The following is a 26382-nucleotide window of genomic DNA, read 5'->3' as shown; positions in this document are numbered from 1 at the left end:
GGGACGGGTCGCTGTTCCGACATGATGGGGAATTTATAATTCATCGCGTTCGTTCTGGTCTCTCGTCGGATTGCTCGAGTTGTGATGTCTTGATAGCTAGTGGCCACTAGCTTTATCGTTAAATGAGCGTACTCTCGAGAACGTAGCGATTGCCGATGATACCTGTCCAATTTACGCCATTTGCTCTCCCATATTATCTCGCAACTATCATCTCGGCTATCATTACAGTGTATGCGTTCCAACAGGGTCGGAAACACGGCTTCAATGATCCCGTCCTCGCGTTCACGACGATGGAAGCGATTGCGACGATTTGGGTCCTCTGTGTCGCACTCGAGTATTCGATTACCGATCAATGGCTGAAAACTGTGTTGGGCATCGGTCGGATTGTTGGAGCGCTCACCCCGGTTCTGTTCATCGTGTTCACACTCCTCTTTGCCGGACACGAACGGTTCGTCACTCGCCGGTACGTTACACTGTTGCTGGTCGTTCCTGTGGCGAGTATCATTCTCGCGGTAACGAACTGGTATCACGGACTCATGTGGAGTGCATCGTCAGTCGTTGAATATGGCGGCGCGCTGTTCTTGTACCGGGAATTTACGACAGCGTTCTACGTGCCGATGCTGTACGGGGCTGTACTGGTTCTGATCGGAAGCACGCTTTTGTTGAAACTGGCACTCACCTCCCAACGACTGTACCGTCGACAGGCTATCGCCGTAGCAGGTGGTATGCTCGTTTTGATCACCTCTTTGATCGTGTGGTTCGTCGTCGAGCTACTGTTCGAATTCTCGCCTCCACTGATTACGCTCGCCTTTCCGATTAAGGGGGCCCTGTTCGGATACGCCCTGTTCCGCTTTCGGTTCCTCGACATCGTTCCCGTCGCTCGAGATACCGTCGTCGATAACATGCGAGACGGTTATCTGGTGACCGATCCCAGTGGCCGAATCGTCGACGTCAATGACGCCGGTCAGGCGCTCCTCGATCGAACTGCCAGTGACATCGTCGGTAACCACCTCGACGCACTGTTTCCGAACGACGAGGGGGTTCTCGATGGCGACGACCACGCGACCAGGACCGAGCACGAATTGACTGTCGAAACGGCCAGCGATGACCCTCGATTCCTCATCGCTCATCGCACCGACCTTACGAGGCCCGAACACGACCATCCACTCGGACAGTTGGTGATCCTCCGTGACATCACCAATCGGCGACGGGTCCAGAAGCGATACCAGACACTGATCGAACACTCGTCCGACCTCACCGTCGTCCTCGACGAGGAAGGTGATCTCACGTACGTGAGCCCGTCGGCCAAGTCGATCATTGGCGTCCCTGCGGACGAGATCATCGGTGAGAACACCATGGACCACATCCACCCCGAAGACATCGAATCAGTAGCCGAGCGATTCGACGAGGTAGTGATGAATCCAGCAGAGACCGTTCGGTTCGAATATCGGTTGCGCCATATCGACGGCTCCTGGCGAACGATGGAAGGTGTTGCTCGCAACCTCCTCGAGAACCCCTACGTCAAGGGAGTCGTCGTCAACGCCCGGGACATCACTGCACGGACGGAACGGGAGCGCGACCTCGAACGCACGAACGACCGACTCGAACAGTTCGCGAACATCGTCTCGCACGATCTCCGCAATCCACTCACTGTCGCACAGGGACACCTCCAACTCGCCAAGGACACTGGAGATATGGACTCTCTCGAGGCGATAGAACAGTCCCACGAGCGAATGGAGTCGATCATCGAGGACGTGCTGACACTGGCTCAGCAGGAAAAATCGATCGGTGAAACCGAGCACGTCGGTCTCGCGTCGATTGCTAGGGAGGCCTGGAAGCACGTGGAAACACCCGACGCTACCCTGGTAGTTGACTCGAATACCACGATCGCGGCCGATCGCGATCGGTTGCTCCGGTTGTTCGAGAACTGTTTCCGAAACGCGATCGAACACGCTGGCGCCGACGTGACCGTCACGATCGGTACGACCGACAAGTCGTTTTTTATCGCCGACGATGGACCCGGGATTCCCGACAATCAACGGGATGACGTCCTCGAGGCGGGATATACGACCGCCGAAACGGGGACGGGCTTTGGTCTGTCGATCGTCTCGCAGATCGCGGAGGCACATGGCTGGACCGTCTCGATCGACACGAGTGTGGCTGGTGGGGCACGGCTTTCGTTCCGGACTGAGGAGTTCGACGATCTCTCACGGCCCGTTCCCAACGGACAGCGGACCCAGTGAGAGCGCGCGCTTGCTGTTTCGATCCTCCGAACGACGATAGAATGGTACTCGAGGGGGGCGTTCCGTCGTTCGGGTCGCCGCGCGTTCGTTTCTGTCACTGATCACCCCCTGAGAACGCACTCTCCCCTGCCAGCGACCGTCAAGCATGAGCGCCACCCGGTGATCGGAAGAAATCGTTCTCGTCGGTCTCACGCCAAAATACGCGGTAATAAACCGTAGTTGTCCTAACGCAATATAAATTGTTATTAGGCTCCGTTACGTCCCGAAGAGATATGAATCGGATGGACCATCGACGCCGGAAACGGCACCGTCGGACGGAGTTCGAACCGTGACGGAAACCGCTGCACACCAGGATGACCGGGAAACCGATGGCACCCTCTACGTCGTCGGTATCGGCCCCGGCCTGCCCGACCACATGACCAAGCGGGCCAAGGAGGTCATCGAGACCGCGGACGTGGTCATCGCCTCGAGCCTCTATCAGGAGTTCCTGCGCGACGACGGCACCCTGCTGTCGGAGGCGGAGACGGACGAGGACGGCATCGCGGTCCGGGAGGACGACACCGCAGCGCGAGCCGAAGGCGACCGAGAGGACGGCTTCGAGCAGGAAATCGTCCGCTCGACGATGGGTCGCCAGATCGAACTCGCGCGCGCGGCGTTCGACCACGTCCGCGAGGGGAAAGACGTGGCCCACGTCTCCGGCGGCGATCCGTCGGTCTACGGCAAATCCGACCTCGTCTTCAAGATGGCAGCGGAGGACGACGCGACGGATATCCCGATCGAGATCGTCCCCGGCCTGACCGCGGCGCTCGGCGGCTCGGCGAACGTCGGCGCGCCGCTGTGCAACGACTTCTGTACGGTCTCGCTGTCGGACAAGTGGCGCGGCTGGGACGAGATCGAGGAGAAGCTGCGCGCAGCGGCGATCAGCGACTTCGTGATCGTCCTCTACAACTGCTGGCGAAACTACGAGAAAGCGGTCGAGATCGTCCGCGAGGAGCGGACCGACGACGCCTACGTGGCCATCGTCAACGACGCGGGCCGCGCGGACGCCGGCCGAAACGGCGAGAGCCAACACATTACGACGCTCGGCGAGGCCGCCGACCACGACGACAAGGTCTCCGGGATGGGAACCTCGCTGATCATCGGCAACCACGAGACCGAAACCTGGAGCAACGACGATCGAACGTACCTCGTCACCCCGCGCGGCGGGCGTGACGTCGACGACTTCTGAAACCGATACCACACAATCATGAGTACGGATACTAACGCGGACGCCGACGCCGAATCGACTTCCAACTGTGGCGCATCGAGCACGGAGAGTAGTGCCAGCGAGGCGAGCACCGAGAGCTCGAGCAGCTGCGGCGCATCGAGCAGCACCGACGACTCGAGTTCGAACTGTGGGGCGTCCTCGAGTTCCTCGTCTTCGAGTAGCTGTGGGGCCTCGAGTTCCGACGACGACAGTTCGAACGAGAAAGAGGTCGGCTCGACCGTCGACGACTTCGACGCCGAGCCCGGCAAACTGAGCGCCGTCGGCCTCGGTCCCGGCCACCCGGAGGGGATGACCGACCGCGCGAAGACGGCGCTGCTCGAGGCCGACCACATCGTCGGCTACACGACCTACATCGAACTGATTCCCGACGAGATCACCGAGGCGGCCGACGACATCTACGATACGCCGATGTGTGGCGAGGTCTCGCGGACCGAGGAGTCGATCGACCGCGCGCTCGCGGGCAACGACGTGGCGATCGTCGGCAGCGGCGATCCCAACGTCTACGCCCTCGCGGGGCTGGCCCTCGAGATCCTCGAGTCCAAGGGCGCGACGGCGTCGATGGTCGACTTCGACGTGGTACCGGGCGTGCCGGCCGCCCAGTCCTGTGCGGCCCGACTGGGTGCGCCGCTGGTGAACGACACCGTCTCGGTGTCGCTGTCGGACCACCTCGTCCCGATGCCCGAGATCGAGTCCCGCCTCCACTCGGTGGCCAGCGAGAACTTCACGATCACGATCTACAACCCGTGGAGCCGCAAGCGCCGGGAGAACTTCGAGAAGGCCTGCGAGATCCTCCTCACCCACCGCGACCCCGACACGCCGGTCGGCATCGTCCACGGCGCCGGTCGCGAGGACGAGCAGGTGATGATCACCGAACTCGCCGACCTCGAGGCCCTCGGCGAGAGCGAGATCGTCGACATGACGACGACGATCGTCGTCGGCACCGAGGACACCTACGTCTGGGACGACCGGATGGTGACCCCGCGGGGCTACGAGACGAAATACGACTACTGAGGCCACCCAGAACAGATCCACAATGACACGATACGAAGTGACGATCGAGAAAGACGCCTGCGACGGCATCTTCGCCTGCCTGACCCGTGACCCGCGGTTCGTCGAAGGTGACGACGGTCTCGCGACCGTCGACCCCGGTGCGGATCCGGTCTACGATTGCGAGGGCGAGGTCACCGACACCGCAGCGCACGTCGTCGCCACGTTCGACGACGACCGCATCGACGAGGCCCGGCAGGCCGCGGCGGCCTGCCCGACGGACGCGATCGTCGTCCGGGAGGTAGGCGAATGAGCGACGCGGACGCCGCGACCGAGATCGAGATCGAGGTTCCGGCCGACCCGCTCGCGGGCCACCCCGCGACGGCGTACTTCTGGGGCCACGTCGCCGGCAGCGGCGACGTTTCAGACGACGGCGCGGTTCGGAACGACGTGAGAACCGCGGATGGCGCACGGCGAAGCCGTGCGCGCATCGAGGTCGTGACCACCGACGAGGCGTCCGCGGACGTGCTCGCCGCGATCGCCGGCGGCGACCTCGAGCACGAGACGGCCACCCGGGACTACGCCCACGACACCTCGATCACGCGCACGGAAGACGAGTACACGCTCTCGATCGACGGCGACGGGGGCGACGGCGACGCCGGGAGCGGTCTCCTCGGGCGCAGCGGCGCGCTCGGACTCCCCGTCGACGGCCGCGGCAACTACCGCTTCGGCGCGTTTTCGGCGTACGACCGAGAACTGCTCCGCGGACTGCTCGAGGGCTGTGGCACGATCTGCTTCAAGTCCTCGAGCGGCACCGTCGGCATCTCCTTCGTCCACGACGACGAGGACCTGCTCGAACTCGCGCAGGACCTGATCGCCGACTGTCCAATCGACGCTCCCTTCGGCGACCGCTCGGAAACGTCCTCGGGCGGCTACTGGTTCGGCGTCGACGACGATGCCGCGCCCGTCTTCGGCACGTGGCTCTACGAGAACTGCGAGGAAACCGGACTGTTCGCGCCGAGTCGCCGCCGCAAACTCGAGCGGAGTCTCGAGCAGGCCGCGGCGTACGACGGCGACGAGGACTAAGATCGACGATCGATGAGCACACCCGACGACACCACGCCCGCATCGACGGCCGGGTTCGACGACGAGGCCGTGTTGCTGATCGGCCACGGCTCCCGGCGCGAGAAGTCCAACGAACAGGTCCGCCACCTGGCCGCGGCCCTCGAATCCCGGCTGGGGATCCCGGTCGATGCCGCGTTCCTCGAACTCGCGAAGCCGGCGATCGACGAGGCGTTCGCCCACCTCGCCCCCGTCGCGTCGCGGGTGACGGTGGTCCACTGTTCGCTGTTCGCCGCGAGTCACGTCAAGAACGACGTGCCCCTCGCCATCGAGCAGGCCCGAGCCGAACACGACCTCGAGATCGACAACGGCGCGCATCTGGGCGTCCATCCCGCGATTCTGGACCTGCTGGACGACCGTGCCACCGCCGTCGAGCGCGAGCTCGGCGTCGACCGCGCGGACGACGACGTCGCCGTCGTCGTCTGCGGCCGCGGCTCGAGCGACCCAGACGCCAACGGCGACGTGTACAAGCTGGCCCGCCTCCTCTACGAGGGCCGCGAGTTCGACCGCGTCGATGCCTCGTTCGTCGGCGTCACGGAGCCGACGCTCGAGGAGACCTTACACGGGCTCTCGAAGCACCGGCCCGACGCGGTCGTCGTCCTGCCGTACATGCTCGGCGACGGCGTCCTCACCCAGCGGGTTCGGGAGTGGACAGCCGACTTCGACGACGACTACCCGTACGTCGACGCGCTGGCCGGCGATCCGCTCGGGACGGATTCCCGGCTGCTGGACGTCTTCGCCGACCGGTGGCAGGAGGCCCGCACCGACAGCGTCTCCATGTCCTGTGACACGTGCAAGTACAAGGTCGACCTCGAGGGCTACGAGGAGGACATCGGCGGGGCGCGAGCCATGCTCCGGGCGCTGGCCCATCAGGAGGCCCACGCCGACCGCGAGGACGTCGACGACGACCCGCATAGCCACGACGCGCCGGCAAAGCACGTCGCCGTCTGTACCAACCAGACCTGTGCCAAGATGGGGTCGCCGGCGGTCCTCGAGCGCCTCCGCCAGGAAGTGCGGGACTCGGACCACTGCGACGCTCGCATCACGCGGTCGTCCTGTCTGGGGCGCTGTGGTGACGGGCCGATGATCGCGGTCTACCCGGACGGGATCTGGTACGGCGGCGTCGAAGACGACGACGCCGAACGGATCGTGGGCGACCACCTCGATCGGGATCGGATCGTCAGCGATCTCGTCGATCAGACGCTGTAGCGGACCGAACGAAACGACCACGAATCGAGACGAGAGACACCAATTCGACACTTCACGACAGTCACACATGAGCTGCTACGAAATCGAAGCACTACGACTCGGACTGATGACCGTCCTCGGCATCGGGGACAACAGCGCCCGCGATCACGCGGAGACGGAACTCGAGGGCCACCTCGAGGGCCCAATCAAGGGCCTCGCGGAGGCCGACAGCCTCGCGGACGTCGAGCGCCATCTCGACGCTGCGCTGGTCGACCTGGAGGAGGAAATCGCCGCGATGGACGACGACGACCCAGAGTACGATTACACGCGCGGACGGCTGCTGGCGGTCCGCGACGCCGAGCGAGCGGTACAACGACTGAGCGCGCAGGGCGAGCACATCGTCGACGGACTCGGCGACGCTCACGACACCCTCCACGAGACCTTCCCGGTAGAGGACTGACCATGGCCGAGACTGCCGATACCGAACCCGGTCGATCCCTCGCGTGCCGGTCGATCCCGCTCGGTGAGATCGAGCCGGCCCGCAGCCGCCACATGTGGACCCGTTCGGCGGTTCACGTCGCTGCGGACGGTGACCTCGTCGTCACGGGAGAATGGGATGGTACCGTCACCGCACGCGACGCCGACTCGCTCGAGGAACGGTGGACGATCGACCATCCGGACCACGCGGTCGGAATCGCGTCGTTCGAGGCCGGTGCGAGCGACGACGGCGAGGAGACCGTCGTCGTCGCCGGCCGCGGCGACAGTGGTGCAGTCGCGGCCTACGACGCCGCGACGGGCGATCGGCGCTGGCGATACGACACCGCCGACGACATCGGAACGGCCGTCACGGACACGGTCTTCAACCTGCCCTACGTCGTCGCACTCGAGACCGGCACCGACACCGACACCGATGCCGACGATACCGCGCGACTCTACGCCGCTGCGCGGCGCTACGAGCGCGACGGCGAGACCCGACGGTGGGACAGCACGGTCTACGCGTTCGACGCCGACGGATCGGTCCGGTGGACCTACGAAACCGACGCCTCGCCGATCGCGCTCGATCTCGACGCCGACGGCGAGCGACTCGCGATCGGCTACAACCGCTGTCTCGGCGACCACGACACCGGGCTGGTCGTCCTCGAGACCGAATCGGGCAACCTCGAGTGGACCTGGGACCCGGGCACCGAGGGCGACCGCCGCGTCGGTGACGCGTCGTTCGACGGGGACTCGATCGCGGTCTCGAGTCACGGCGACAAGCGCGGCTACCTGCTGGGGCCCGGCGGTGCAGAGCGCTGGTGCGTCGACCTCGCGGTCGGGACCGACGTCGACGGCGAACGGCTGTACGCCTATCCGAACCACGCCTACGCGAACGACGGCCGGGTGGCGTTCGTGACCGGCAACACCTACGCAGTGGGGAGTCGGGAGACGGAGAACCGGCACCCGAACGAGCATCGAGTCGCCGCGTTCGACGCCGACGGCGACGGCCTGTGGGACGACGCGGTTCGCGGCTTCGTCCACGGACTGGCCGCCGACGGCGACCGGCTGGTCGCGCCGTGCGCCCAGAACTTCCGGGTTCGTGATCCCGACACCCACGCCCTCCGCTGGTTCGATCTCGAATCCGGTGCCGGCGGGGTCGTCCGTTTCGACGGGATCGCTACTGCAGCTGCCGTCGAGGGCGGGACGGTCGCCGCCATCGAGGAACCGGTCGCGTACCACGACGACGGCGAGACGCGCGGCGAGTACGCGCTTCGCGTCGGTTCGTTCGAGTAACACGCGAGTAACGGCCAATCGGTCGTTTTCCCCGGGGATGATCCCGCGATAGTGTCGAATAGTCGCATACGCAAGGCCAACCCCCACAACGCTCACGGGCGTCTATTCGTCCGTATAATGACCGAGCATCTTCCACGCGACGGCCGCGAGGGGCGATCGGACTCCGAGAGGGCCGACCGCTCCTCGAGCCGTTCACACGACGCCGAGCGCACGCCAGGTCCGCCACGCCGGGTGATGACCGACGGCGGGCAAGCGGAGATGGACGAGTCCGACGCCGAAGACGCGCCCGAGGGTGACGAGGACGCCGCACCGGCGGACGAGGCGGAAGTCGAGGACGAAGCGGCAGACGAAGAGCCCGAAGAAACGGCCGAAAGCGAAGCCGAGGACGAAGAGCCCGAGGAAGCGGCCGAAAGCGAAGCCGAGGACGAATACCACGTCGAAGACGCCGAAGACGTCTATCAGGACGACGAAGCGTCCGGCGTCCTCCACCTCGATCTCGACGGCCTGTACCTCGATCTGCTCGGCCTCGAAGTGAACCTGAACCCGGTCACGCTCGACGTCTCGGCGCGGCCCGGCGGGAACAAATTGCTCGGGAACTTGCTGTCCGCAGTCACGGGGTTGCTGGACGGTCCCGGTGCCATGCTGGACTCGGTAAAGTCGCTGCTGGGTAAGCCAAAAGAGATGCTCGGCACCCTGCTTGGCAAACCCAAAGCGATGCTCAGTAACCTGCTGAGCAAGCCCGGAGAGTGGCTCAGCGGCCTCTTCGGTGGCGGTGCTGCGGAGGGTGAGACGGACGCCGACGAAGGGGGGCCAGCGGACGAGGAGGCCGACGAAGCGGAACCGAGCGAGGAACGCGAGTCGCCCGGCCGCATCTCCAGAGCGGGCAGCTGGCTGAAGGAGAAGTTGTCCGGACTCGTTCCCAGCATCCCCACCGAGGAGATCGTGGCGATGATCGTCAGAGAAGTGATCGAACAGCTAGTCGAGCGGCTCGAGCCGAAGGGCGAGGAGGAGCCCGGCGAACAGGCGGAGCCGTCACAGGCGGAGGCATCATCATGAGCGACGACTCACTGACCGAGCGGATCGATACCGAGAAGATAACCGAAACCGTCGACGTCGACGAACTGGTCGAAGGAACCCAGTGGGAGGACGAGATCGACGGGGACAAGCCGCTCGGCGAAGCGCTGGGCGGACAGATCGGCGCGATTCTCGGGCGAGCGATCGGCGAATCGCTCGGTCGGACGATCGGGAACATGGTCGTCAACGAACTGCTCAGTCCCGACGAAGAACCCGCCGAAGACAGTGAGGAGCCCGCTGAAGAAGGGGACGAAGAGACCGCCGAAGAAGACGAAACTGACGAAGAGCCCGCTGAAGAAGGGGACGAAGAGACCGCCGAAGAAGGGGACGAAGGGACGGAGGCCGCGGGAGAAGACGAAAGCGAGGGCGACGACGGGACCGAGGCGGAAAGCGACTCCGAGTCGGACGCGGAGGGCGAGGAATCGGCGGCCGAAGAATCGGAGCAGTCGACCGAAGCCGAGGAATAACACCGTGATCCAGCACACTTTCCCTATCCGCGGTCCGACTCGAGGTGGTCGCCGTGAGTGACGGGTCCGGACTGAAAGGAATGGTGGCCAACGAGGTCAGCAACCAGCTCGACGTCGCCGATATGCTCGGTGGCGGGAGTATCGAGGACAACATCGACGGTGGCGAGGTCGGGGCCGTAGTCGGTCGGCAGTTCGGCGAACGGTTCGGGCGCGAAGTCGGCGCGGCGATCGGCCGAGAGGTCCACGAGACGATCGCCGCTGGCGTCGAAGACGGGAACGACCTCGGCGAGATTCGAGCCGACCTCTCGACGGCGATTCGGGACGCTCTGCGGGAATCGATGTCGGAAGTCGAGGGCCGCGATTCGCTCGAGTCGATGGCCAAAGGCGTTACCGAAGGGACCAGCGTCGAGGGGCTTGTAGAGGAGATTGGCGGCGACGAAGGCGAGGAACGAGCGGAATCCGAGGCGGAGGAGACAGCGGGTGAAGCGGAAGAACAGGTTGACGACGGCGTCGAGAGCGACGAAACGGACGCCAAAGAAGCGGCCGAAGACGCTGCTGGCAAAGCCAAAGAGACAGCTGAAGGCGCTGCTGGCAAAGCCAAAGAGACAGCTGAAGGCGCTGCTGGCAAAGCCAAAGAGACGGCTGAAGGCGCTGCCGGCAAAGCCAAAGAGACGGCCGAAGACGCTGCCGACAAAGCCAAAGAGACGGCCGAAGGAGCGACCGGCGAAGCCGAAGCGGCCGAACCGTCCGGCGAGAGCGAGGACGAGGCGTCGACGGAGGAACTCGAGGATCTCAGGAAGGACACGCTCGAGGACTTCCTCGGGGTGATGTCCTACAGCGACCTGCAGTCGGTGGCGAAGGACGTCGGCGTGAAGGCGAACCTCAGCCGGGAGGAGATGACCGGGGAGATCATCGAGACGGTGACGGACGAAGGGGGCGATGGGGATTCCGATTCGGATTCGGAATCCGAAGCGGAGGCGGAAGCCGAGTAACGACCGCATCGCGGTCCCGTTTCGACGGGGGCGAACAGCACGAGAACGGCGCGGTACGACCGGTGAACCACCAATGACCGACTCACAACTACAGGATCGCGTCCGCGAGGTACTGAACCGAGCCGACGAATCGAGTGTGTCGATGCTCTCCGAGGACGGCCCCGACGGCGAGACCGGCCTCGTCGAGGCCGCGGCCGAGGCGAACGGTATCCTCGAGTCGGCCGATTCCGACGAGTTGCTCGCGGCGGTCGGGTTGGACACGCTCGAGGACGGGACCGAACCGGCGTCGATCCCGGAGGCCATCGCTCGGGGCGAACAGGAGAACGTCGAGGACCTCCATCGACTGCTCCGGCTCTCGAAGCTCGCCGATCGCACGGACGAGGCGAGTCTCGAGGGGGCGGTCGACGACCTCCGGGAGGCGATCGGCGAGCGGGCCGAGTCCACGACCGAAACTGCAGCGAGCGCGGCCGACGGAGACGACGATGGCGGCGAACCGGCGGCCGCCGAGGGCAACGCGGACGCCGCCGAGAACGAGGCGGCCAAGTCGGGGACGGCCGACCGCGGGGAGACAGAGTCGGAGCCGACCGACGACGTCGGGGACCGACTCCGATCGGCGATGCGCGACTCGTTCGGGGAGTTCGGCGACGAGATCTCCCAGTTGAAAGCGCGACTCGAGTCGGCGCATGCCGGAAGCGCCGGTAGCGGTGCGGCGGACGATTCGGCTGGTGACGAGACGCCGGAGGCGGAGACCGACGAGGACGAGGGCGGAGACAGGGGCCTTCTCGGATCGGGTCTCGACGGGGGGAACCGCGGCACGCCGGGCGGTCCGAGTCGCCACTCGACGATGGCACCACCGCCGTCCCAGCGGGCGGACATGCGCGGGCCCGTGCGCCACTCGACGATGCCCGACAAGCACGGATAGCGTTCCGGAGGAGCGCGGTAGCACGAGCCGAGCGGAGCTCGAGGGCGAACGGAGCGGCGACCGCGAACTGGCCATCGCCCGCTGAAGCCTTATTCAGTCGCTCGCCGACGGCTCGTGTATGACGAAACACATCAGCGAGACCCAGGTCCGCCACTGGCTCGACGAGACGGCGATCAGGAACGTGACTCCCCACACCGACGAGGACACCGAGTTCAACTTCCAGGTCGAACTCTCACAGCTGCCGGTCCACGTCATCAAGGAAGACGAGTTCGGGCCGGTTCGAATCGTCGGTCGTAGCGGCTTCGACACCGAGCGAGCCCGGAATCTGCTCCGCGACGACCGGCGACGCGGCGAGTTGCTCGAGTACGTCGGGCCGATGCTGGCGGCGACACCGGGGTTCTACACGTTTCTCGACGAGGACGACGCCTCGTGCCAGTTGCGCGAGGCCGAGACGGTGCAAGTGGAGTACCGGGTCTATCCCGACGGAGCCACCCAGCAGACGCTGATGGACGGGATCATGGCCATCGCGACGAGCATGCGGTACGTCCAGAACGTCGTGGTCGCGGTAGCGGAGGCCGAGTAGGGGCGGCCGGGCCGGCCAGTCCAGCCGGCCCCACGTAACTGGGATCGGTTACGAATCGACGGCCACGAGCGCTCGAACGGGCGTCGTGAACCGCTTGTAGCTACTCGAGCGATACGTTTATACGACTGTACTCCATCGTTGTTCCCCATATGGAATATCGACGCCGAGAGCTGCTCGGGGCGAGTGCGGCCGGAATCGCCGCGTCCGTCGCGGGCTGTCTCGGATCGGATGGGGGCGATGGCGAGGAAGGATCGATCGCCGGCGAGGAGCTGGCGCTCGCGACGACGACGAGCACGTACGACACGGGGCTGCTCGACGAACTCAACCAGGCGTTTCAGGAGCGGTTCGGAACGCCCGTTGCGGCCAACGCACAGGGGACTGGGAAGGCGATTCGGTCCGCCCGCGACGGGAACGCCGACGTGATTCTCGTTCACGCGCGGTCCCAGGAGGACGAGTTCATGCGCGAGGGCTACGGCGTCAACCGGCGGGACCTGATGTTCAACGACTTCGTCGTCGTCGGACCCAGCGACGACCCGGCGGGCGTCGGCGACACCGACCAGGCGACGGCAGCCTTCGAGGCCATCGCGGACGCGCAGGCGGGGTTCAAATCGCGCGGGGACGATTCGGGGACCCACACCAAGGAACTGGTAATCTGGTCCGAAGCCGGGGCCGAGCCCGGCGGCGAGTGGTACGAGGAGACCGGCAGCGGGATGGGCAACACGCTGACGATCGCGAGCGAGTCGGAAGCGTACACGCTCGCCGATCGGGGCACGTTCCTCTCGAGGCAGGACTCCGTCGACCTCGAGATCCTGCTCCAGGGGCCGATCGAGGGCGGCCCGGAACTGCTCGCGAACCCGTACGGGATCATGGCCGTCAACCCCGAGATTCACTCGGGCGTCAACTACCAGCTCGCGATGGCCTACATCGGTTTCTTCACGAGCCCGGACGGACAGGAGCTCATCGCTGACTACACGGCGAACGGCCAGCAGCTGTTCTATCCCGAGGCGCTGTCGGAGGACCCGGACTTCCAGCAGTACGTGCCGGAGGGGTGGCAACCCGATTCGTCGAACGCCTCGGACGAGTGATCGCCGGCCGGTGACCGCGAACGGAACCACGACCGATGACACTCGAATTCATCGCCGAACCGAACTATCTCCGGAGCATCGTCCGGGTGTCGCTGACGGTCAGCCTGACCGCCGTCCTGCTGAGCACACTGCTGAGCCTGCCGTTCGCGTTCCTCGTCGGCTTCGCCGACTTCCGCGGCAAGCGCTTTCTCACGGCCGTCATCAACACGGGAATGGGGTTTCCGAGCGTCGCCATCGGGTTGCTCGTCCTGATGCTCATCTCGAACGACGGGCCGCTCGGTTCGCTGGACCTCGTCTACACGCCGGAGGCGATGATCCTCTCGCAGTGCGTGCTCGCCGCGCCGGTGATCACCGGCGTCGCGCTCTCGGCGATCGAGAGCGTCGACGACGCCGTTCGAGACGCGGCCTACGGCGTCGGCGGAACCCGCGCCGACGTGGCCCTGGTCACGCTCAAAGAGGCGCGATACGGGGTCATAACGGGCATCCTCGCCGGCTTCGGACGGGCGATCAGCGAGGTCGGCTCCGTCCTCATCGTCGGGGGCAACATCGCCTACGCAGACGGGACTTCGAAGACCCGGACCATCACGACCGCGATCACGTTCGAGACGCGGCGCGGCGAGTTCGAAACCGCCCTGGCGCTCGGCGCGGTGTTGATCGTGCTCGTCTTGTTCGTCAACGGCGTCGTCATGCGACTCGGGGGGCGGTGACGGTGGCGGTTCCGAACCGCCCTCGTCCGACACCGCAGCGCCCGATCGCGGTGGAGGTGAGCCGACAGTGAACCTCGAGCTCGACGGCGTCACGTACGGCATCGACGACGCGCGGATCCTGACCGATGTCTCGCTCGCCGTCGGCTCCGGCGAGGTCGTGACGGTCATCGGCCCCTCGGGGGCCGGGAAGACGACGTTGTTGCGACTCGCGTCGCTGTTCGAGCGGCCGACCGACGGAGCCCTCCGCTGTGACGGGATCGATCCGTGGGCGCGCTCTCGAGACGAGCGCCTCGACCTCCGTCGACGGATCGGCGTCGTCTTCCAGCAGGCGAGCCTGTTCGAGACGTCGGTGGCGCGTAACGTCGACGTGGGGCAGCGGGTTCGCCGGCCGTGGCCCCGGCGGTTTCGGGACTTCCTCCAGCGGCTCGCCGACCGGTGGATTCACGGGTCGCTCACGGTCGACGAGCGGACGCTCGAGGCCCTCGAACTGGTCGGTCTCCGCGACGCCTGGAACCGCGACGCGAAATCGCTGTCCGGCGGCGAGGCCCAGCGCGTCTCCTTCGCCCGCGCGCTCGCCGCGGAGCCCGACCTGCTGGTGCTCGACGAGCCGACCTCGGATCTCGACCCGCGGAACACGGCCATCCTCGAGCGGGCGATCGAACGCGCCCGAGGGCACGATCACGGCGTGTTGCTCGCGACGCACGACATGCATCAGGCCGAGCGGATCTCCGATCGGGTCGCGTTTCTGCTCGAGGGCGAACTGGTGGAGGTCGGGCCGCCGGAGCGGATCTTCGAGGCCCCGCGCGACGAACGGACCGCGCGGTTCGTTCGCGGCGACCTCCTGTACGATGAAAACGAACTTTTCGCCTGATCCCGTAGGCGTACTCGAGCGGACCCGATCGTCCGGACCCAGAGACAGATATCCCATGGAGAAAGGATTCGACCCCTACCTGCGGATCGACGACGTCGCGGTCGACCGCAGTGACGTCGAGATGTTGCGCGCGATCGCCGACTGCGGCTCGCTGTCGGGTGCGGCCGACGCGCTCGAGCGGTCCTATCCCCGCCTTCAGCAGCGGGTCGTCGAACTCGAGTCGGCGATCGGCCCGCTGGTCGACCGAACTCGTGGCGGGGCCGACGGGGGCGGCAGTTCCCTGACGGCGACGGCCGGGGACTTGCTGGCGCGGTTCGACCGACTGGTCGCGGCCTACGAGGGGGTCGCCCGCGTCGACGAGACGGTACTCGAGGGAGCGGTCGTCGATCGGGACGGCGAACTCGCGACCGTCGACACCGACGTCGGTGCGGTTCTGGCGGTCGTTCCGGCCGACGCCGCGACCGCGTCCGTGACGATTCGCTCCGACGCCGTGAGCCTCCACGCACCGAGCGACGTGCCGCGAGCCGAAGGAACGAGCGTTCGCAACCGCTTTTCGGGAACGATCTCGTGGCTCGAGGCCGGCGACGCCGTCGCTCGCGTGGGGATCGAACTCGACGGCGGCGACGAACACGGCGGCACCGAACTCGTGGCGCTGGTGACCCGTCGAAGCGTCGACGCGCTGTCGCTCGAGCCCGGCCGGTCGATCGTCGCCTCGGTGAAGGCGACGGCAGCGCGCGGTGTCGCGGCGGACGAACGGGACGAGGAGTAGCCGACCGCGGGTCGGGGCGGAAACCGCTTCCGACGGACGTGGCGAGTTCGGCGGATCGAGGTGTCGCGCTCCGCCACCTGCTCGCGTCTCGAGCCTACGTCGCTCGGTCTCCCGATGGTGGCTGTGACACGGCGGACGTCACCGCGTGCGGGTGCCCCAAGAGAACGAGCGTGCAAGCGAGCCACAGATCTTTCTCGAGGCGGCCCGTACCGCCGAGCATGTACGACTCCATTCTGGTCGCGACCGACGGCAGTGACGCCGCAGGGACCGCGGTCGACCACGCGATCGCGCTCGCGGAGCAGTTCGACGCGCCGCTGTACGGGATCGCCGTCGTCGACGAACGGACCGAGTACGACACCGGCATCGTCGACCCCGAGGAGGCCCGGCGACACCTCGAGGAGCGGGCGGCGGGCTGGCTCGCGGACCTCGAGGCGACGGCGACCGAGGCCGACGTGGCCGTCGAGACGACGGTCCGCTTCGGGGTTCCCCACGAGGAGATCCTCGACTATGCGGCCGATCGCGACGTTAGCGCGATCGTACTCGGTGCCCGCGGCCGATCGTCGTTCAAGGGGGCACTGCTCGGAAGTACCGTGGACCGGGTGGTTCGGATCGCCGCCCGTCCGGTGTTGGTCGTCGGAAGCACCGAGGCCGAATCGACGGCGTAGGCGGCCCGCCCCCCTCGAGGTCGTCACAACCGCAGGGGCCGGGCTTTGGGCCTCGTCTCGGTAACGGGGCTGTGTGCCGCAGTCAGCGCGTTCGTCGGGGTACTGCTCTCGGTGATGCCCTCGCAGTACGGTGGCCAACTACTGCGGCTGAACGACAGCCCCCGCGAACGGACCGGCGGCGGTGCACCAGTTCGGGTCCAGTTCGGCGGCGGCCCGAGGTACGGGAGGCGAACATTTACCTCTGCTGTCGTGTGACATGACCGTATGTCACTGCTCGTCCCCTTCGATGGCTCCACGCTAGCGGTTCAAGCACTCGAGCGCGCTTCGTCGTTCGGCGACCTGCTCGACGAGGAAGTCGTCGTGCTCACGGTGATCCCGGACGACCCCGATTACGCGCGGGAGCGGGGCTGGATCACGCAGGGTGAGCCGTTCGACGCAGCGGCGATCGCGGCGGGAATCGGGGACCGCGCGGCGGAGGTAGCGCCGGAAGCGACCGTTCGAACGGAACGGGTCAGTTCCGACGAACCGACCGCGACGTCGACGACGAACGTCGTTCGCGAGATTCGGCGCGTCGCCGGCGAGATCGAGGCCTCGGTCGTCTTCATCGGCTCGGAGAACGCGGGCTCGGTCATCGCGCCCCAGTCGAGCGTGGGAAGCCCGGTCGCGAACGACCACCGGTACGACGTCTACGTCGTTCGCGAACCCGGTCACGAGGTCGATCCCGAGGAGATCGCCGATATCGACTCGACCCAGGACGATCTCTGATCGAGCCGACGCCGCGGGCGACGGGACCGCGAACCCGTCCACGGCGCGGCGGTTCGGAGGAACGTTTATTCCCCTGACCGTCCACGATTCGGACGAGAATGGTCGATCGGAACGGGTTGGACCGAGACGCGTCCGCGCCCACTGGGCCCACCCCCACCCATAGCCCTCCGGAATCGTTCGTCGAGCAGGCGAACGTCGCTGCTCCCGGAATTCACGACGAGTTCGCGGCGAACTGGCCCGACTGCTGGGAGCGGGCGGCGGACCTCCTCTCGTGGGAGGAGCCGTACGACACCGTCCTCGAGGCCGACGACGCGCCCTTCTACCGCTGGTTCCCGGACGGACGACTCAACGCCGCCTTCAACTGTCTGGATCGCCACCTCGAGTCGGGGCGGAAGAACCACGCCGCGATCCGCTGGGAGGGCAAGCAGGGCGAGCGGCGGACCTACACCTATCGGGACCTGTACGTCGAAGTCAACGAGTTCGCGGCTGCCCTGCGGGATCTCGGCGTCGAACCGGACGACGTCGTGACGATCTATCTGCCGATGATCCCCGAGTTGCCGATCGCGATGCTCGCCTGTGCCCGGATCGGTGCACCCCACAGCGTCGTCTTCGCCGGCCTCTCCGCGGACGCGCTCGCGACGCGGATGGACGCCGCGGACAGCGAGTACCTGGTCACCTGCGACGGCTACTACCGGCGGGGCGACGCCTTCAACCAGAAGAGCAAGGTCGACAACGCGCGCATCGGCCTCGAGCAGGACGTTCGAACCGTCGTCGTCGATCGGCTCGGCGACGATTTGCCCCACGTCCTCGGGGAGGACGAGTGGGACTACCACGAGCTTCGCGACGCGTTCGCGGGCGAGACGGTCGAACCCGTCTCGCGGGACGCCGAGGACATGCTGTTCCTGATGTACACGTCGGGGACGACCGGCGAGCCGAAAGGCGTCGTCCACTCCACGGGTGGCTACCTCGCGCACGTCGCGTGGACGAGCCACGCGGTCCTCGACGTCAAGCCAGCGGATACCTACTGGTGTGCGGCCGACATCGGCTGGATCACCGGCCACTCCTACATCGTCTACGGCCCGCTCGCGCTGGGCACGACGAGCGTGATGTACGAGGGGACCCCCGATTACCCCGACCGAGATCGACTCTGGGAGATCGTCGACCGGAACGCTGTCGACGTCTTCTACACCGCGCCGACGGCGATCCGCGCGTTCATGAAGTGGGGCGCCGACTATCCCGACCGCCACGACCTCTCCTCGCTGCGCCTGCTCGGAACGGTCGGCGAGCCGATCAGCCCCCGTCCCTGGAGCTGGTATCGGGAACACATCGGTGGCGGCGACTGCCCGGTCGTCGACACCTGGTGGCAGACCGAGACCGGTGCGGTGACGATTTCGACGCTGCCGGGGATCGACGACATGAAGCCCGGCTCCGCCGGCCCGCCGCTGCCGGGGATCGACGCTCGCATCGTCGACGAGGCCGGCGACGAGGTCGACCCCGGGGAGACCGGCTACCTCACGATCGGGCGGCCGTGGCCGGGCATGGCCCGAACCCTGTACGACAACGACGAGCGGTTCGTCGCGGAGTACTGGCGGCGGTTCTCCGATCCGGACGCCGACGCGTGGCGCTACTTCAGCGGCGACACAGCCCGAATCGACGAGGAGGGCTACATCACCGTCCTCGGTCGCGTCGACGATGTGATCAACGTCTCCGGCCACCGACTGGGTACGATGGAAATCGAAAGCGCGATCGCCGACGTGGACGGCGTCGCCGAGGCCGCCGTCGTCGGCCGTTCGAGCGAGACCGGCGACACCGAAATCTACGCGTACGTGAGCACGGAGCGCGGCTGGGACGCCGACACGGCGATTCGGCGAACGATCCACGACAGCATCGAGTCGACGATCGGCCCGATCGCCCGGCCCGCGGCAGTGATCTTCACCCCGGAACTGCCAAAGACGCGCTCGGGCAAGATCATGCGCCGCCTGCTCGAGGACGTCGCCAACGGCGAGCAACTCGGCGATACGAGCGCGCTACGCAACCCGGAGATCGTCGGCGAGATCCAGGCCGCGATCGGCGACGACGACGAGCCGCCCGATCGTCGCTCGTAGTCGTTTCGCTCTTCCCAGCGTCACGAAACGGAGTTCCGGCCCGCGCCCGTGGCTGTGGCCGTCGATTGCCGGCGAACCACGACGAGAGGCGACACAGTTATGTTCGCATCCCCGGAAAGGGCGAATCAGACGCCATGGGTCTCGAGGGGACGACGGGGGCGGCACTCACGGGGCGGGAGTACGAGTCGTTGCTCGACGCCGCCGAAACGTACCGCGAGGCGCTGGTGCTTCGCCTCTGTGGGGACGTCGGTCTCCGCCCGGCGGAGCTGACCCGGCTCACCATCGACGACGTCGATCAGGTGCGGATCGATCCGCCGCGGTACGTGATTCGCGTGCCGACCGACGACGAACGGGGGAGTCGGACCGCGTACCTGCCGACCCGTGTCGAGCGGGAGCTCCGGCGCTACGCCCGCAGTAACGACCTCTCGACGGACGACCGGATCTTCTCCGTTACCGCCCGTCGGCTCCAGATGCTGGTCTCGGACGTCGCCGACCGGGCGAGCGAACTGTTCGACGAGCCCGGCCTCGCCGACGCCTCGACGAGCGACCTCCGGCAGTACTTCGCCCACACCGCCCTCGTGGACCACGACGTCAACCCCCGCGTCGTCAAGACCGCGGGCGGCTGGCGCAGTTTCGAAGCCCTCGAGTCCTATCTGCCCGAGCCGACGGACGCGGAGATCGTCGACGCCTTCGACGCCGTCGAGGGACCGTCCGGACCCCGATCCGGCGACCCGCAGTCCGGCCCCGCGGTGAGCGACGACAGCGTCGTTCGGCTGCTGTTGGCCGCTAGCGACCGCTACGCGCTCGTTCGACTCGACGCGGACGGCTACGTCGAGCGCTGGAACCGCAGCGCGGCCGCGATGTTCGGCTATCGGGCCGGCGAGATCGTCGGCACGCACGTTTCCGCGTTCTACACCGACGACGCCGTCGAGGACGGCGCTCCGGAGCGAACGCTCTCGAGAGCCCTCGACGAATCCGGGTGCGAGACCGACGGGTGGCGCGTCCACAAGGACGGCTCGCAGTTTCGCGCCACCGAAGTCGTCTCGCCGCTCCGGGACGATCAGGGACGACACCGCGGCTTCGCCGTCTTCGTCCGCGACGGAACGGCCGCTCACGAGGAACTCGAGGCCGTCCGCGAACGCCGCGACGAACTCGACCGTGTGTACGCGGTCGCCCGACGGCATCGAGCGGTGACCGCGGCGCTGCTCGAGTCGACCGATCACGAGGAGGTCGAGACGGCGACGTGTACCGCTCTCACCGACGGCCGAGCCTACGAGTTCGCCTGGATCGACCGCGCAACGGTCTCCGATCGACGCCAGGAGTGGCGCGCGTCCAGCGGAATCGATCCCAGCACCGTCGAGCGGGTCGTCCCCGACGAGTGGCGCGAGGGCGATTCCGTGGACCCCCTCGAGTCCGCCGATCCGGACGCCGACGACCGGTCCGTGGACCCGGCCCCGGTGACAGTCGCAACCGACGTCACGGCGACGGTTGACGGCGACGAGACGTTCGCGGGTGCCGTCGCGAAGGTTCCCCTCGCGTACGGCGATACCGTCTACGGCACGCTCGCGGTCGCGACCGACCGCTCGATGCCCTTCGCGGACGACGAACGGGCGTGGCTCGCGACGATCGGTCGACAGGTCGGGTACGCGATCGCCGCCATCCGCCGGCGGAACCTCCTGCTGTCCGATCGCGTGATCGAACTCGAGATCGCCTGTCGCGACGACCGGTCGTTCTTCGTCGACGCCTCGAGTCGGCTCGACTGTCGGTTCGAACTCGACTCGCTGGTCCCGATCGACGAGTCGACGCAGCTCTACTACGTCCGACTCGAAGGGGCGTCGCCGGCCGACGTCTTCGAACTCGCCGACGCGGAGTCCGGCATCGAGGACTGTCGGCTGGTCGAAACGGGTGCGGACGGCTGGCGCGTCGAGTTCGTCATCGAGAGCGCTTGTCCCATCGTCACGCTGACCGAGTACGGGGTGACCGTTCACGAGGCGGTCTTCGAGGACGGTGCAGCGACCATCACCGGCGACTGCGCCGCCGACGCCGACCTCCGGACGATCCTCGACGGGCTCCGTTCCGCGTTTCCCGCCTCCGAACTGCTCGGGAAACGCGAGGTCGAGCGGGACGTCCAGACGGCCCGCGAGTTCCGCGAGGGCCTCGAGGACCGGCTGACCGACCGCCAGGAGGCCGCGCTCCGGGCGGCCTATTTCGGCGGCTACTACGACTGGCCCCGGGAGAGTACGGCCGAGGAAGTCGCCGACGCGATGGGCGTCTCCTCGCCGACGCTGCACAATCACCTGCGGAAGGGCCAACACGAGTTGCTCCGGACGTTCTTCGACGATCCGGACGGCTGACTCACGGCCGATCGTTTCGGTCCGACCTGCTCGAGACTAGATCTCTAGACAGTCCGCTCGTCCCGGTCGCCTCCGGAACACGTTCGATATCCGTTCACTGCAGTTGAGGTGGTAATAAATATCGATACCCTCGACGTTCCGGTCGGTGCGGCGCTCACGGCCGGCTATCATGTCCTAATATAGTCAATATATGCTAGTTGTCCCTCCGATAATCGGGTCGATTTTGCACAACTAGAGGCCGTCTTTACTATGTGGGTACTCGATTGAGTGGGTGTACCATGTCACAGGAGGATGCCAATCTCGAGGCACGACTCGAGGAGCAGGAGGCGTTCGAGCCACCCGAGTCGTTCGTCGAGCAGGCAAACGTCACCGATCCGGGGATCTACGAGGAGTTCGAGGAGAACTGGCCGGCGTGTTGGGAGCGCGCGGCCGATCTTCTCTCGTGGGACGAGGAGTACGATACCGTCCTCGAGGACGGAGACGCACCGTTCTACGAGTGGTTCACCGGCGGCGAACTCAACGCGTCGTACAACTGTCTCGACCGGCACGTCGAGGAGGGTCGCGGCGACAGCGTCGCGCTCGAGTGGGAGGGCGAACTCGGCGAGACGCGTACGTACACCTACGACGAGCTACTGGACGAGGTCGAAGACTTCGCCGCGACGCTGCGCGACCTCGGCGTCGAGGAGGACGACGTCGTCACGCTGTACATGCCGATGGTTCCGGAGCTGCCGATCGCCATGCTGGCGTGTGCCCGCATCGGCGCACCCCACAGCGTGGTCTTCGCCGGCTTCTCGGCCGACGCGCTGGCGACCCGAATGAACTCGGCCGACAGCGAGTACCTCGTCACCTGCGACGGCTACTACCGGCGCGGCGACGCGCTCGATCACATCTCGAAGACCAACGAGGGCCTCGAGGGCGTCGAGCACGAGGTCTCCGACGTCGTGGTCGTCGACCGACTGGGCGACGACCTGGACCACGAGCTCGCGGACAACCAGCACGACTACGACGAGCTGGTCGCCGACCACGAGGGGTCGACGGTCGAGCCGGTCTCGCGGGACGCCGAGGACATGCTGTTCCTGATGTACACGTCGGGGACGACCGGCCAGCCGAAGGGGGTCAAGCACACCACCGGCGGCTACCTCGCGTACACCGCCTGGACGAGCCGCGCCGTGCTGGACATCGAGGCCGACGACACCTACTGGTGTTCGGCCGACATCGGCTGGATCACCGGCCACTCCTACATCGTCTACGGCCCGCTCGCGCTGGGCACGACGAGCGTGATGTACGAGGGGACGCCTGATTACCCCGACAAGGACCGGCTCTGGGAGATCGTCGAGAAGAACGAGGTCGACATCTTCTACACCGCGCCGACGGCCATCCGGGCGTTCATGAAGTGGGGTTCGGAGTACACGGAAAACCACGACCTGTCCTCGCTGCGGCTGCTCGGCACCGTCGGGGAGCCGATCAACCCGCGTGCGTGGAAGTGGTACTACAAGCACATCGGCGACGAGGAGTGCCCCATCGTCGACACCTGGTGGCAGACCGAGACCGGAGGCATGATGATCACGACGCTGCCGGGAATCAACACGATGAAACCCGGCTCCGCCGGCCCGCCGCTGCCGGGCGTCGACGCCCGCGTCGTCGACGCACAGGGTGAGGAGGTCGATGCCGGCAAGGCCGGCTACGTCACGGTCAACAACCCGTGGCCCGGGATGCTCCGCACGCTGTACAACAACGACGAGCGGTTCATCTCGGAGTACTGGCAGGAGTACTCCGACGAGGACGCCGACGAGTGGGTCTACTTCCCCGAGGACGGCGCGAAGATCGACGAGGACGGCTACATCACCATCCTCGGCCGCGTCGACGACGTGATCAACGTCTCCGGCCACCGGCTGGGGACCATGGAGATCGAGTCGGCCGTGGTCGGCGTGGAAGGGATCGCCGAAGCCGCCGTCGTCGGCGGCGACCACGAGGTCAAAGGCGAGGCGGTCTACGTCTACGCCATCCCCGAAGACGGCTACGAAGACCGGGAAGACGAACTCGAGGAGGAGGCCATGGAGGCCGTCCTCGACTCGATCGGGCCGATCGCCAAGCCCGAGGAGATCATCTTCACGCCGGAACTGCCCAAGACGCGCTCGGGCAAGATCATGCGACGCCTGCTCGAGGACATCGCGAGCGGGAACGAACTCGGCAACACCTCGACGCTTCGCAACCCCGAGGTCGTCGACGACATCGCAGACCAGGTAACGAGCGACTGACCGACACCCATTGTTTTCGACACAAACACGACTGAGACACACGCTACGCACACATATGCCAGATAATAACACTCACGACTCGACCGACGAACGGACCGCGACTGACGGTGGCGTCGCCAGCAAGGCGGGCCAGGCCCACCGAAACACCGACTACCTCAGCTCGGAAGTGAACCTGCTGAATCCGAGCACCCCGTTCATGCGCGATCACCTGCGCATCGTCTGGACGGGCTTCGTCATCTGGGTCATCGCCGTATGGGGCCCGGTGACGATGACGTACCTGGCGACCGACACGATGACGACCCAGATGCCGGTTCTTGGCTTCCCGCTCCACTACTTCCTGGTGGCGTTCGGCGCGCCGACCAGCGCGCTGATCCTCTCGTTCTGGTACTCGCGCAAGCGCGACGCGCTCGACGAGAAGTACGGTATCGATCACGCAGCCGTCGGAGAGACGGGGCACGGCGGTGAGGCCGCGGCCGCTGACGGGGGGGTCGACGAATGACGGGGCTCCCGGTCGTTCCGCTGCAGGAGAGCCTCCTCCCCGAGTCGCTGGATATCTCGTTCAAGCTGGTGCCGTCCATCCTCGTCCTCGGGATGCTGGGGCTGTTCCTCGCCATCGGGGTCGTCTTCCGCGTCGCCGACACCGAGAACATGTGGGTCGCCGGCCGTTCCATCGGAAACCTCGAGAACGGGATGGCGATCGGTGCCAACTGGATGTCCGCGGCCTCCTACCTCGGAATGGCGGCCTCCATCGCGCTGGCCGGCTTCTACGGGCTGGTGTTCGTCGTCGGCTGGACGACGGGCTACTTCATCCTGCTCATCTTCATGGCCGCCCAGCTCCGCCGGTTCGGGAAGTACACGGCGCCGGACTTCGTCGGCGACCGCTTCAACTCCGACGGCGCACGCGCCATCGCAGCGGTGACGACGTTCCTCATCGGGTTCGTCTACGCCATCGGGCAGGCGAAAGGCATGGCGCTCGTCGGGCTGTACGTCTTCGGCGACTACGGCGGCCTCATCCCCGGCCTCGACGGCTATCAGGTGATGGTCGTCGCCATGATGACGATCACCGTCGGCTACCTGACGCTGTCCGGAATGCTGGGTGCGACGAAGAACCAGGCGGTCCAGTACGTCATCCTCATCGTGGCGTTCGTGGCCGGCCTGTTCGTCGTCGGGTACGTGAACGGTTACTCGACGGTGCTGCCACAGCTCGAGTACGGCATGCTGATCGACGACCTCGGCAGCGAGTTCTCCGAACCGTTCGCCACCTCGAGTTACTACTTGTGGGTCGCGACCACGTTCTCGCTGATCGTCGGGACCTGCGGGCTCCCCCACGTGCTGGTGCGGTTCTACACGGTCGAGAGCGAGCGGACGGCCCGCTGGTCGACCGTCTGGGGGCTGTTCTTCATCTGCATCCTGTACTGGAGCGCACCGGCGTTCGCGGCGTTCGGGACCGACCTCTACAGCCAGAACGTCCGCGCGACGTACGGTGATCCCGGTATGGCCAGTGCAGCCAGCGAGGTCATCGTCGTGCTGGCGGCTCAGCTGTCGGGGCTCCCGCAGTGGTTCGTCGGACTGGTCGCCGCCGGCGGTATCGCGGCGGCCATCGCGACGGTCGCCGGGCTGTTCATCGCCGGCTCCTCGGCGATCAGCCACGACATCTACACCAACATCATCAACGAGGACGCGACGCAGCGCCAGCAGATCCTCGTCGGTCGCCTCTCGATCGTCGCGCTGGGCGCGCTGACCACGCTGGCTGCGCTCGACCCCGCGTCGTCGATCGCCGCGCTCGTCGGCTACGCGTTCTCGCTCGCCGGCTCCGTGCTGTTCCCGATGTTCTTCATCGGGATGTGGTGGGAGAACGCCAACCGACAGGGCGCGCTCGCCGGCATGACCACCGGGCTGGTCCTCTGGTCGATCCCGATGATCAACCAGATCGTGCCGAACTACGTCTCGTCGCTCGAGGCCCCGCTGTCGGCGGGCCTGGCACAGTGGATGCCGGCTATCGGCTCGGCGCTGATCACCCTGCCGATCGTCTTCATCGTCACGATCACCGTGTCGCTGCTGACTGACGAGCCGGACATGGAGACCAAGCGGGTCGTCCGGCAGTGTCACAGCCCCGAACCGATGCGCCAGCAACAGACCGCCGAAGACGTCGTGACCGACGGCGGCGAACCCGCGGACGACTAACCCC

The 26382-nt window shown here is 66.4% G+C and carries 24 protein-coding genes and 1 pseudogene; all 25 read left to right on the top strand.

Features of this window, described 5'->3' with window-relative positions; genetic code table 11:
- Positions 1–155: 155 nt before the first annotated feature.
- Positions 156–1151: pseudogene (locus tag BMX07_RS25625) on the top strand (histidine kinase N-terminal 7TM domain-containing protein); the annotation flags it as partial.
- 27 nt (positions 1152–1178) lie between these two features.
- Positions 1179–2243 carry a sensor histidine kinase gene (locus tag BMX07_RS25055; RefSeq protein WP_245742073.1) on the top strand — a complete coding sequence of 355 codons (1065 nt, stop codon included), beginning with the start codon at positions 1179–1181 and terminating at the stop codon, positions 2241–2243.
- A gap of 415 nt (positions 2244–2658) precedes the next feature.
- On the top strand, positions 2659–3471 hold the full coding sequence (locus tag BMX07_RS07930) for a precorrin-3B C(17)-methyltransferase (RefSeq protein WP_394328390.1): 813 nt from the start codon (positions 2659–2661) through the stop codon (positions 3469–3471).
- Positions 3472–3489: 18 nt separating this feature from the next.
- Positions 3490–4521 carry a precorrin-3B C(17)-methyltransferase gene (gene cobJ, locus BMX07_RS07925; RefSeq protein WP_090616547.1) on the top strand — a complete coding sequence of 344 codons (1032 nt, stop codon included), beginning with the start codon at positions 3490–3492 and terminating at the stop codon, positions 4519–4521.
- A 22-nt stretch (positions 4522–4543) separates the two neighbouring features.
- Entirely contained in the window at positions 4544–4810 is a 267-nt protein-coding gene (locus BMX07_RS07920) for a ferredoxin (RefSeq protein ID WP_090616545.1), read from the top strand.
- Positions 4807–5583 (top strand): cobalamin biosynthesis protein, encoded by a 777-nt coding sequence (locus BMX07_RS07915; protein WP_090616543.1) that lies wholly within the window; start codon positions 4807–4809, stop codon positions 5581–5583. Before BMX07_RS07920 ends, BMX07_RS07915 begins: the two co-directional genes overlap by 4 nt.
- A 12-nt stretch (positions 5584–5595) precedes the next feature.
- Positions 5596–6828: a CbiX/SirB N-terminal domain-containing protein gene (locus BMX07_RS07910; protein WP_090616539.1), complete on the top strand. Its 1233-nt coding sequence runs from the start codon at positions 5596–5598 to the stop codon at positions 6826–6828.
- Between the two features lie 67 nt (positions 6829–6895).
- A complete protein-coding gene (locus BMX07_RS07905) occupies positions 6896–7267 on the top strand; it encodes a DUF3209 family protein (RefSeq protein ID WP_090616536.1) in 372 nt (123 codons plus the stop codon).
- Positions 7268–7269: 2 nt separating this feature from the next.
- Entirely contained in the window at positions 7270–8577 is a 1308-nt protein-coding gene (locus tag BMX07_RS07900) for an outer membrane protein assembly factor BamB family protein (protein ID WP_090616532.1), read from the top strand.
- A 117-nt stretch (positions 8578–8694) separates the two neighbouring features.
- Positions 8695–9633 (top strand): hypothetical protein, encoded by a 939-nt coding sequence (locus BMX07_RS07895; RefSeq protein ID WP_090616529.1) that lies wholly within the window; start codon positions 8695–8697, stop codon positions 9631–9633.
- Positions 9630–10118, top strand: coding sequence for a hypothetical protein (locus tag BMX07_RS07890; protein ID WP_090616525.1), 489 nt, complete (start codon positions 9630–9632; stop codon positions 10116–10118). Before BMX07_RS07895 ends, BMX07_RS07890 begins: the two co-directional genes overlap by 4 nt.
- A 44-nt stretch (positions 10119–10162) precedes the next feature.
- A complete protein-coding gene (locus BMX07_RS07885; protein WP_090616521.1) occupies positions 10163–11110 on the top strand; it encodes a hypothetical protein in 948 nt (315 codons plus the stop codon).
- Between the two features lie 73 nt (positions 11111–11183).
- Positions 11184–12032 (top strand): hypothetical protein, encoded by an 849-nt coding sequence (locus tag BMX07_RS07880; protein ID WP_090616517.1) that lies wholly within the window; start codon positions 11184–11186, stop codon positions 12030–12032.
- A 118-nt stretch (positions 12033–12150) separates the two neighbouring features.
- Positions 12151–12615 carry a hypothetical protein gene (locus BMX07_RS07875; protein WP_090616514.1) on the top strand — a complete coding sequence of 155 codons (465 nt, stop codon included), beginning with the start codon at positions 12151–12153 and terminating at the stop codon, positions 12613–12615.
- A 149-nt stretch (positions 12616–12764) separates the two neighbouring features.
- Entirely contained in the window at positions 12765–13700 is a 936-nt protein-coding gene (locus BMX07_RS07870; protein ID WP_090616510.1) for an ABC transporter substrate-binding protein, read from the top strand.
- A 35-nt stretch (positions 13701–13735) separates the two neighbouring features.
- Positions 13736–14407, top strand: coding sequence for an ABC transporter permease (locus BMX07_RS07865; protein WP_090616506.1), 672 nt, complete (start codon positions 13736–13738; stop codon positions 14405–14407).
- A 67-nt stretch (positions 14408–14474) separates the two neighbouring features.
- On the top strand, positions 14475–15278 hold the full coding sequence (locus tag BMX07_RS07860) for an ABC transporter ATP-binding protein (protein ID WP_090616500.1): 804 nt from the start codon (positions 14475–14477) through the stop codon (positions 15276–15278).
- A 55-nt stretch (positions 15279–15333) separates the two neighbouring features.
- The gene (locus tag BMX07_RS07855; protein ID WP_090616496.1) at positions 15334–16047 is read left to right on the top strand and encodes a TOBE domain-containing protein; all 714 of its coding nucleotides are present in this window, start codon (positions 15334–15336) and stop codon (positions 16045–16047) included.
- Positions 16048–16265: 218 nt separating this feature from the next.
- Entirely contained in the window at positions 16266–16712 is a 447-nt protein-coding gene (locus tag BMX07_RS07850; protein ID WP_090616493.1) for a universal stress protein, read from the top strand.
- A 264-nt stretch (positions 16713–16976) separates the two neighbouring features.
- On the top strand, positions 16977–17477 hold the full coding sequence (locus BMX07_RS07845; protein ID WP_090616490.1) for a universal stress protein: 501 nt from the start codon (positions 16977–16979) through the stop codon (positions 17475–17477).
- 98 nt (positions 17478–17575) lie between these two features.
- A complete protein-coding gene (gene acs, locus BMX07_RS07840; RefSeq protein WP_090616487.1) occupies positions 17576–19582 on the top strand; it encodes an acetate--CoA ligase in 2007 nt (668 codons plus the stop codon).
- A 134-nt stretch (positions 19583–19716) separates the two neighbouring features.
- Complete coding sequence (locus BMX07_RS07835; protein ID WP_090616480.1) at positions 19717–21936, top strand: bacterio-opsin activator domain-containing protein; 2220 nt, start codon at positions 19717–19719, stop codon at positions 21934–21936.
- A 278-nt stretch (positions 21937–22214) separates the two neighbouring features.
- Complete coding sequence (gene acs / locus BMX07_RS07830; protein WP_090616477.1) at positions 22215–24194, top strand: acetate--CoA ligase; 1980 nt, start codon at positions 22215–22217, stop codon at positions 24192–24194.
- A 55-nt stretch (positions 24195–24249) separates the two neighbouring features.
- A complete protein-coding gene (locus BMX07_RS07825; RefSeq protein ID WP_090616473.1) occupies positions 24250–24693 on the top strand; it encodes a DUF4212 domain-containing protein in 444 nt (147 codons plus the stop codon).
- Positions 24690–26378, top strand: coding sequence for a sodium:solute symporter family transporter (locus BMX07_RS07820; protein WP_090616469.1), 1689 nt, complete (start codon positions 24690–24692; stop codon positions 26376–26378). Before BMX07_RS07825 ends, BMX07_RS07820 begins: the two co-directional genes overlap by 4 nt.
- Positions 26379–26382: the final 4 nt, after the last annotated feature.

Source organism: Natrinema salaciae, assembly GCF_900110865.1.
Taxonomy (GTDB): Archaea; Halobacteriota; Halobacteria; order Halobacteriales; family Natrialbaceae; genus Natrinema; species Natrinema salaciae.
The sequence above is the reverse complement of the archived record's forward strand: the minus strand, read 5'-3'. Positions and strand labels throughout refer to the sequence as shown.

Coding starts and splice junctions, on each gene's coding strand:
- BMX07_RS07930 (WP_394328390.1), top strand. CDS start 2,659: ATGACCAAGCGGGCCAAGGAGGTCATCGAGACCGCGGACGTGGTCATC.
- cobJ (WP_090616547.1), top strand. CDS start 3,490: ATGAGTACGGATACTAACGCGGACGCCGACGCCGAATCGACTTCCAAC.
- BMX07_RS07920 (WP_090616545.1), top strand. CDS start 4,544: ATGACACGATACGAAGTGACGATCGAGAAAGACGCCTGCGACGGCATC.
- BMX07_RS07915 (WP_090616543.1), top strand. CDS start 4,807: ATGAGCGACGCGGACGCCGCGACCGAGATCGAGATCGAGGTTCCGGCC.
- BMX07_RS07910 (WP_090616539.1), top strand. CDS start 5,596: ATGAGCACACCCGACGACACCACGCCCGCATCGACGGCCGGGTTCGAC.
- BMX07_RS07905 (WP_090616536.1), top strand. CDS start 6,896: ATGAGCTGCTACGAAATCGAAGCACTACGACTCGGACTGATGACCGTC.
- BMX07_RS07900 (WP_090616532.1), top strand. CDS start 7,270: ATGGCCGAGACTGCCGATACCGAACCCGGTCGATCCCTCGCGTGCCGG.
- BMX07_RS07895 (WP_090616529.1), top strand. CDS start 8,695: ATGACCGAGCATCTTCCACGCGACGGCCGCGAGGGGCGATCGGACTCC.
- BMX07_RS07890 (WP_090616525.1), top strand. CDS start 9,630: ATGAGCGACGACTCACTGACCGAGCGGATCGATACCGAGAAGATAACC.
- BMX07_RS07880 (WP_090616517.1), top strand. CDS start 11,184: ATGACCGACTCACAACTACAGGATCGCGTCCGCGAGGTACTGAACCGA.
- BMX07_RS07875 (WP_090616514.1), top strand. CDS start 12,151: ATGACGAAACACATCAGCGAGACCCAGGTCCGCCACTGGCTCGACGAG.
- BMX07_RS07870 (WP_090616510.1), top strand. CDS start 12,765: ATGGAATATCGACGCCGAGAGCTGCTCGGGGCGAGTGCGGCCGGAATC.
- BMX07_RS07865 (WP_090616506.1), top strand. CDS start 13,736: ATGACACTCGAATTCATCGCCGAACCGAACTATCTCCGGAGCATCGTC.
- BMX07_RS07855 (WP_090616496.1), top strand. CDS start 15,334: ATGGAGAAAGGATTCGACCCCTACCTGCGGATCGACGACGTCGCGGTC.
- BMX07_RS07850 (WP_090616493.1), top strand. CDS start 16,266: ATGTACGACTCCATTCTGGTCGCGACCGACGGCAGTGACGCCGCAGGG.
- BMX07_RS07845 (WP_090616490.1), top strand. CDS start 16,977: ATGTCACTGCTCGTCCCCTTCGATGGCTCCACGCTAGCGGTTCAAGCA.
- acs (WP_090616487.1), top strand. CDS start 17,576: ATGGTCGATCGGAACGGGTTGGACCGAGACGCGTCCGCGCCCACTGGG.
- BMX07_RS07835 (WP_090616480.1), top strand. CDS start 19,717: ATGGGTCTCGAGGGGACGACGGGGGCGGCACTCACGGGGCGGGAGTAC.
- acs (WP_090616477.1), top strand. CDS start 22,215: ATGTCACAGGAGGATGCCAATCTCGAGGCACGACTCGAGGAGCAGGAG.
- BMX07_RS07825 (WP_090616473.1), top strand. CDS start 24,250: ATGCCAGATAATAACACTCACGACTCGACCGACGAACGGACCGCGACT.
- BMX07_RS07820 (WP_090616469.1), top strand. CDS start 24,690: ATGACGGGGCTCCCGGTCGTTCCGCTGCAGGAGAGCCTCCTCCCCGAG.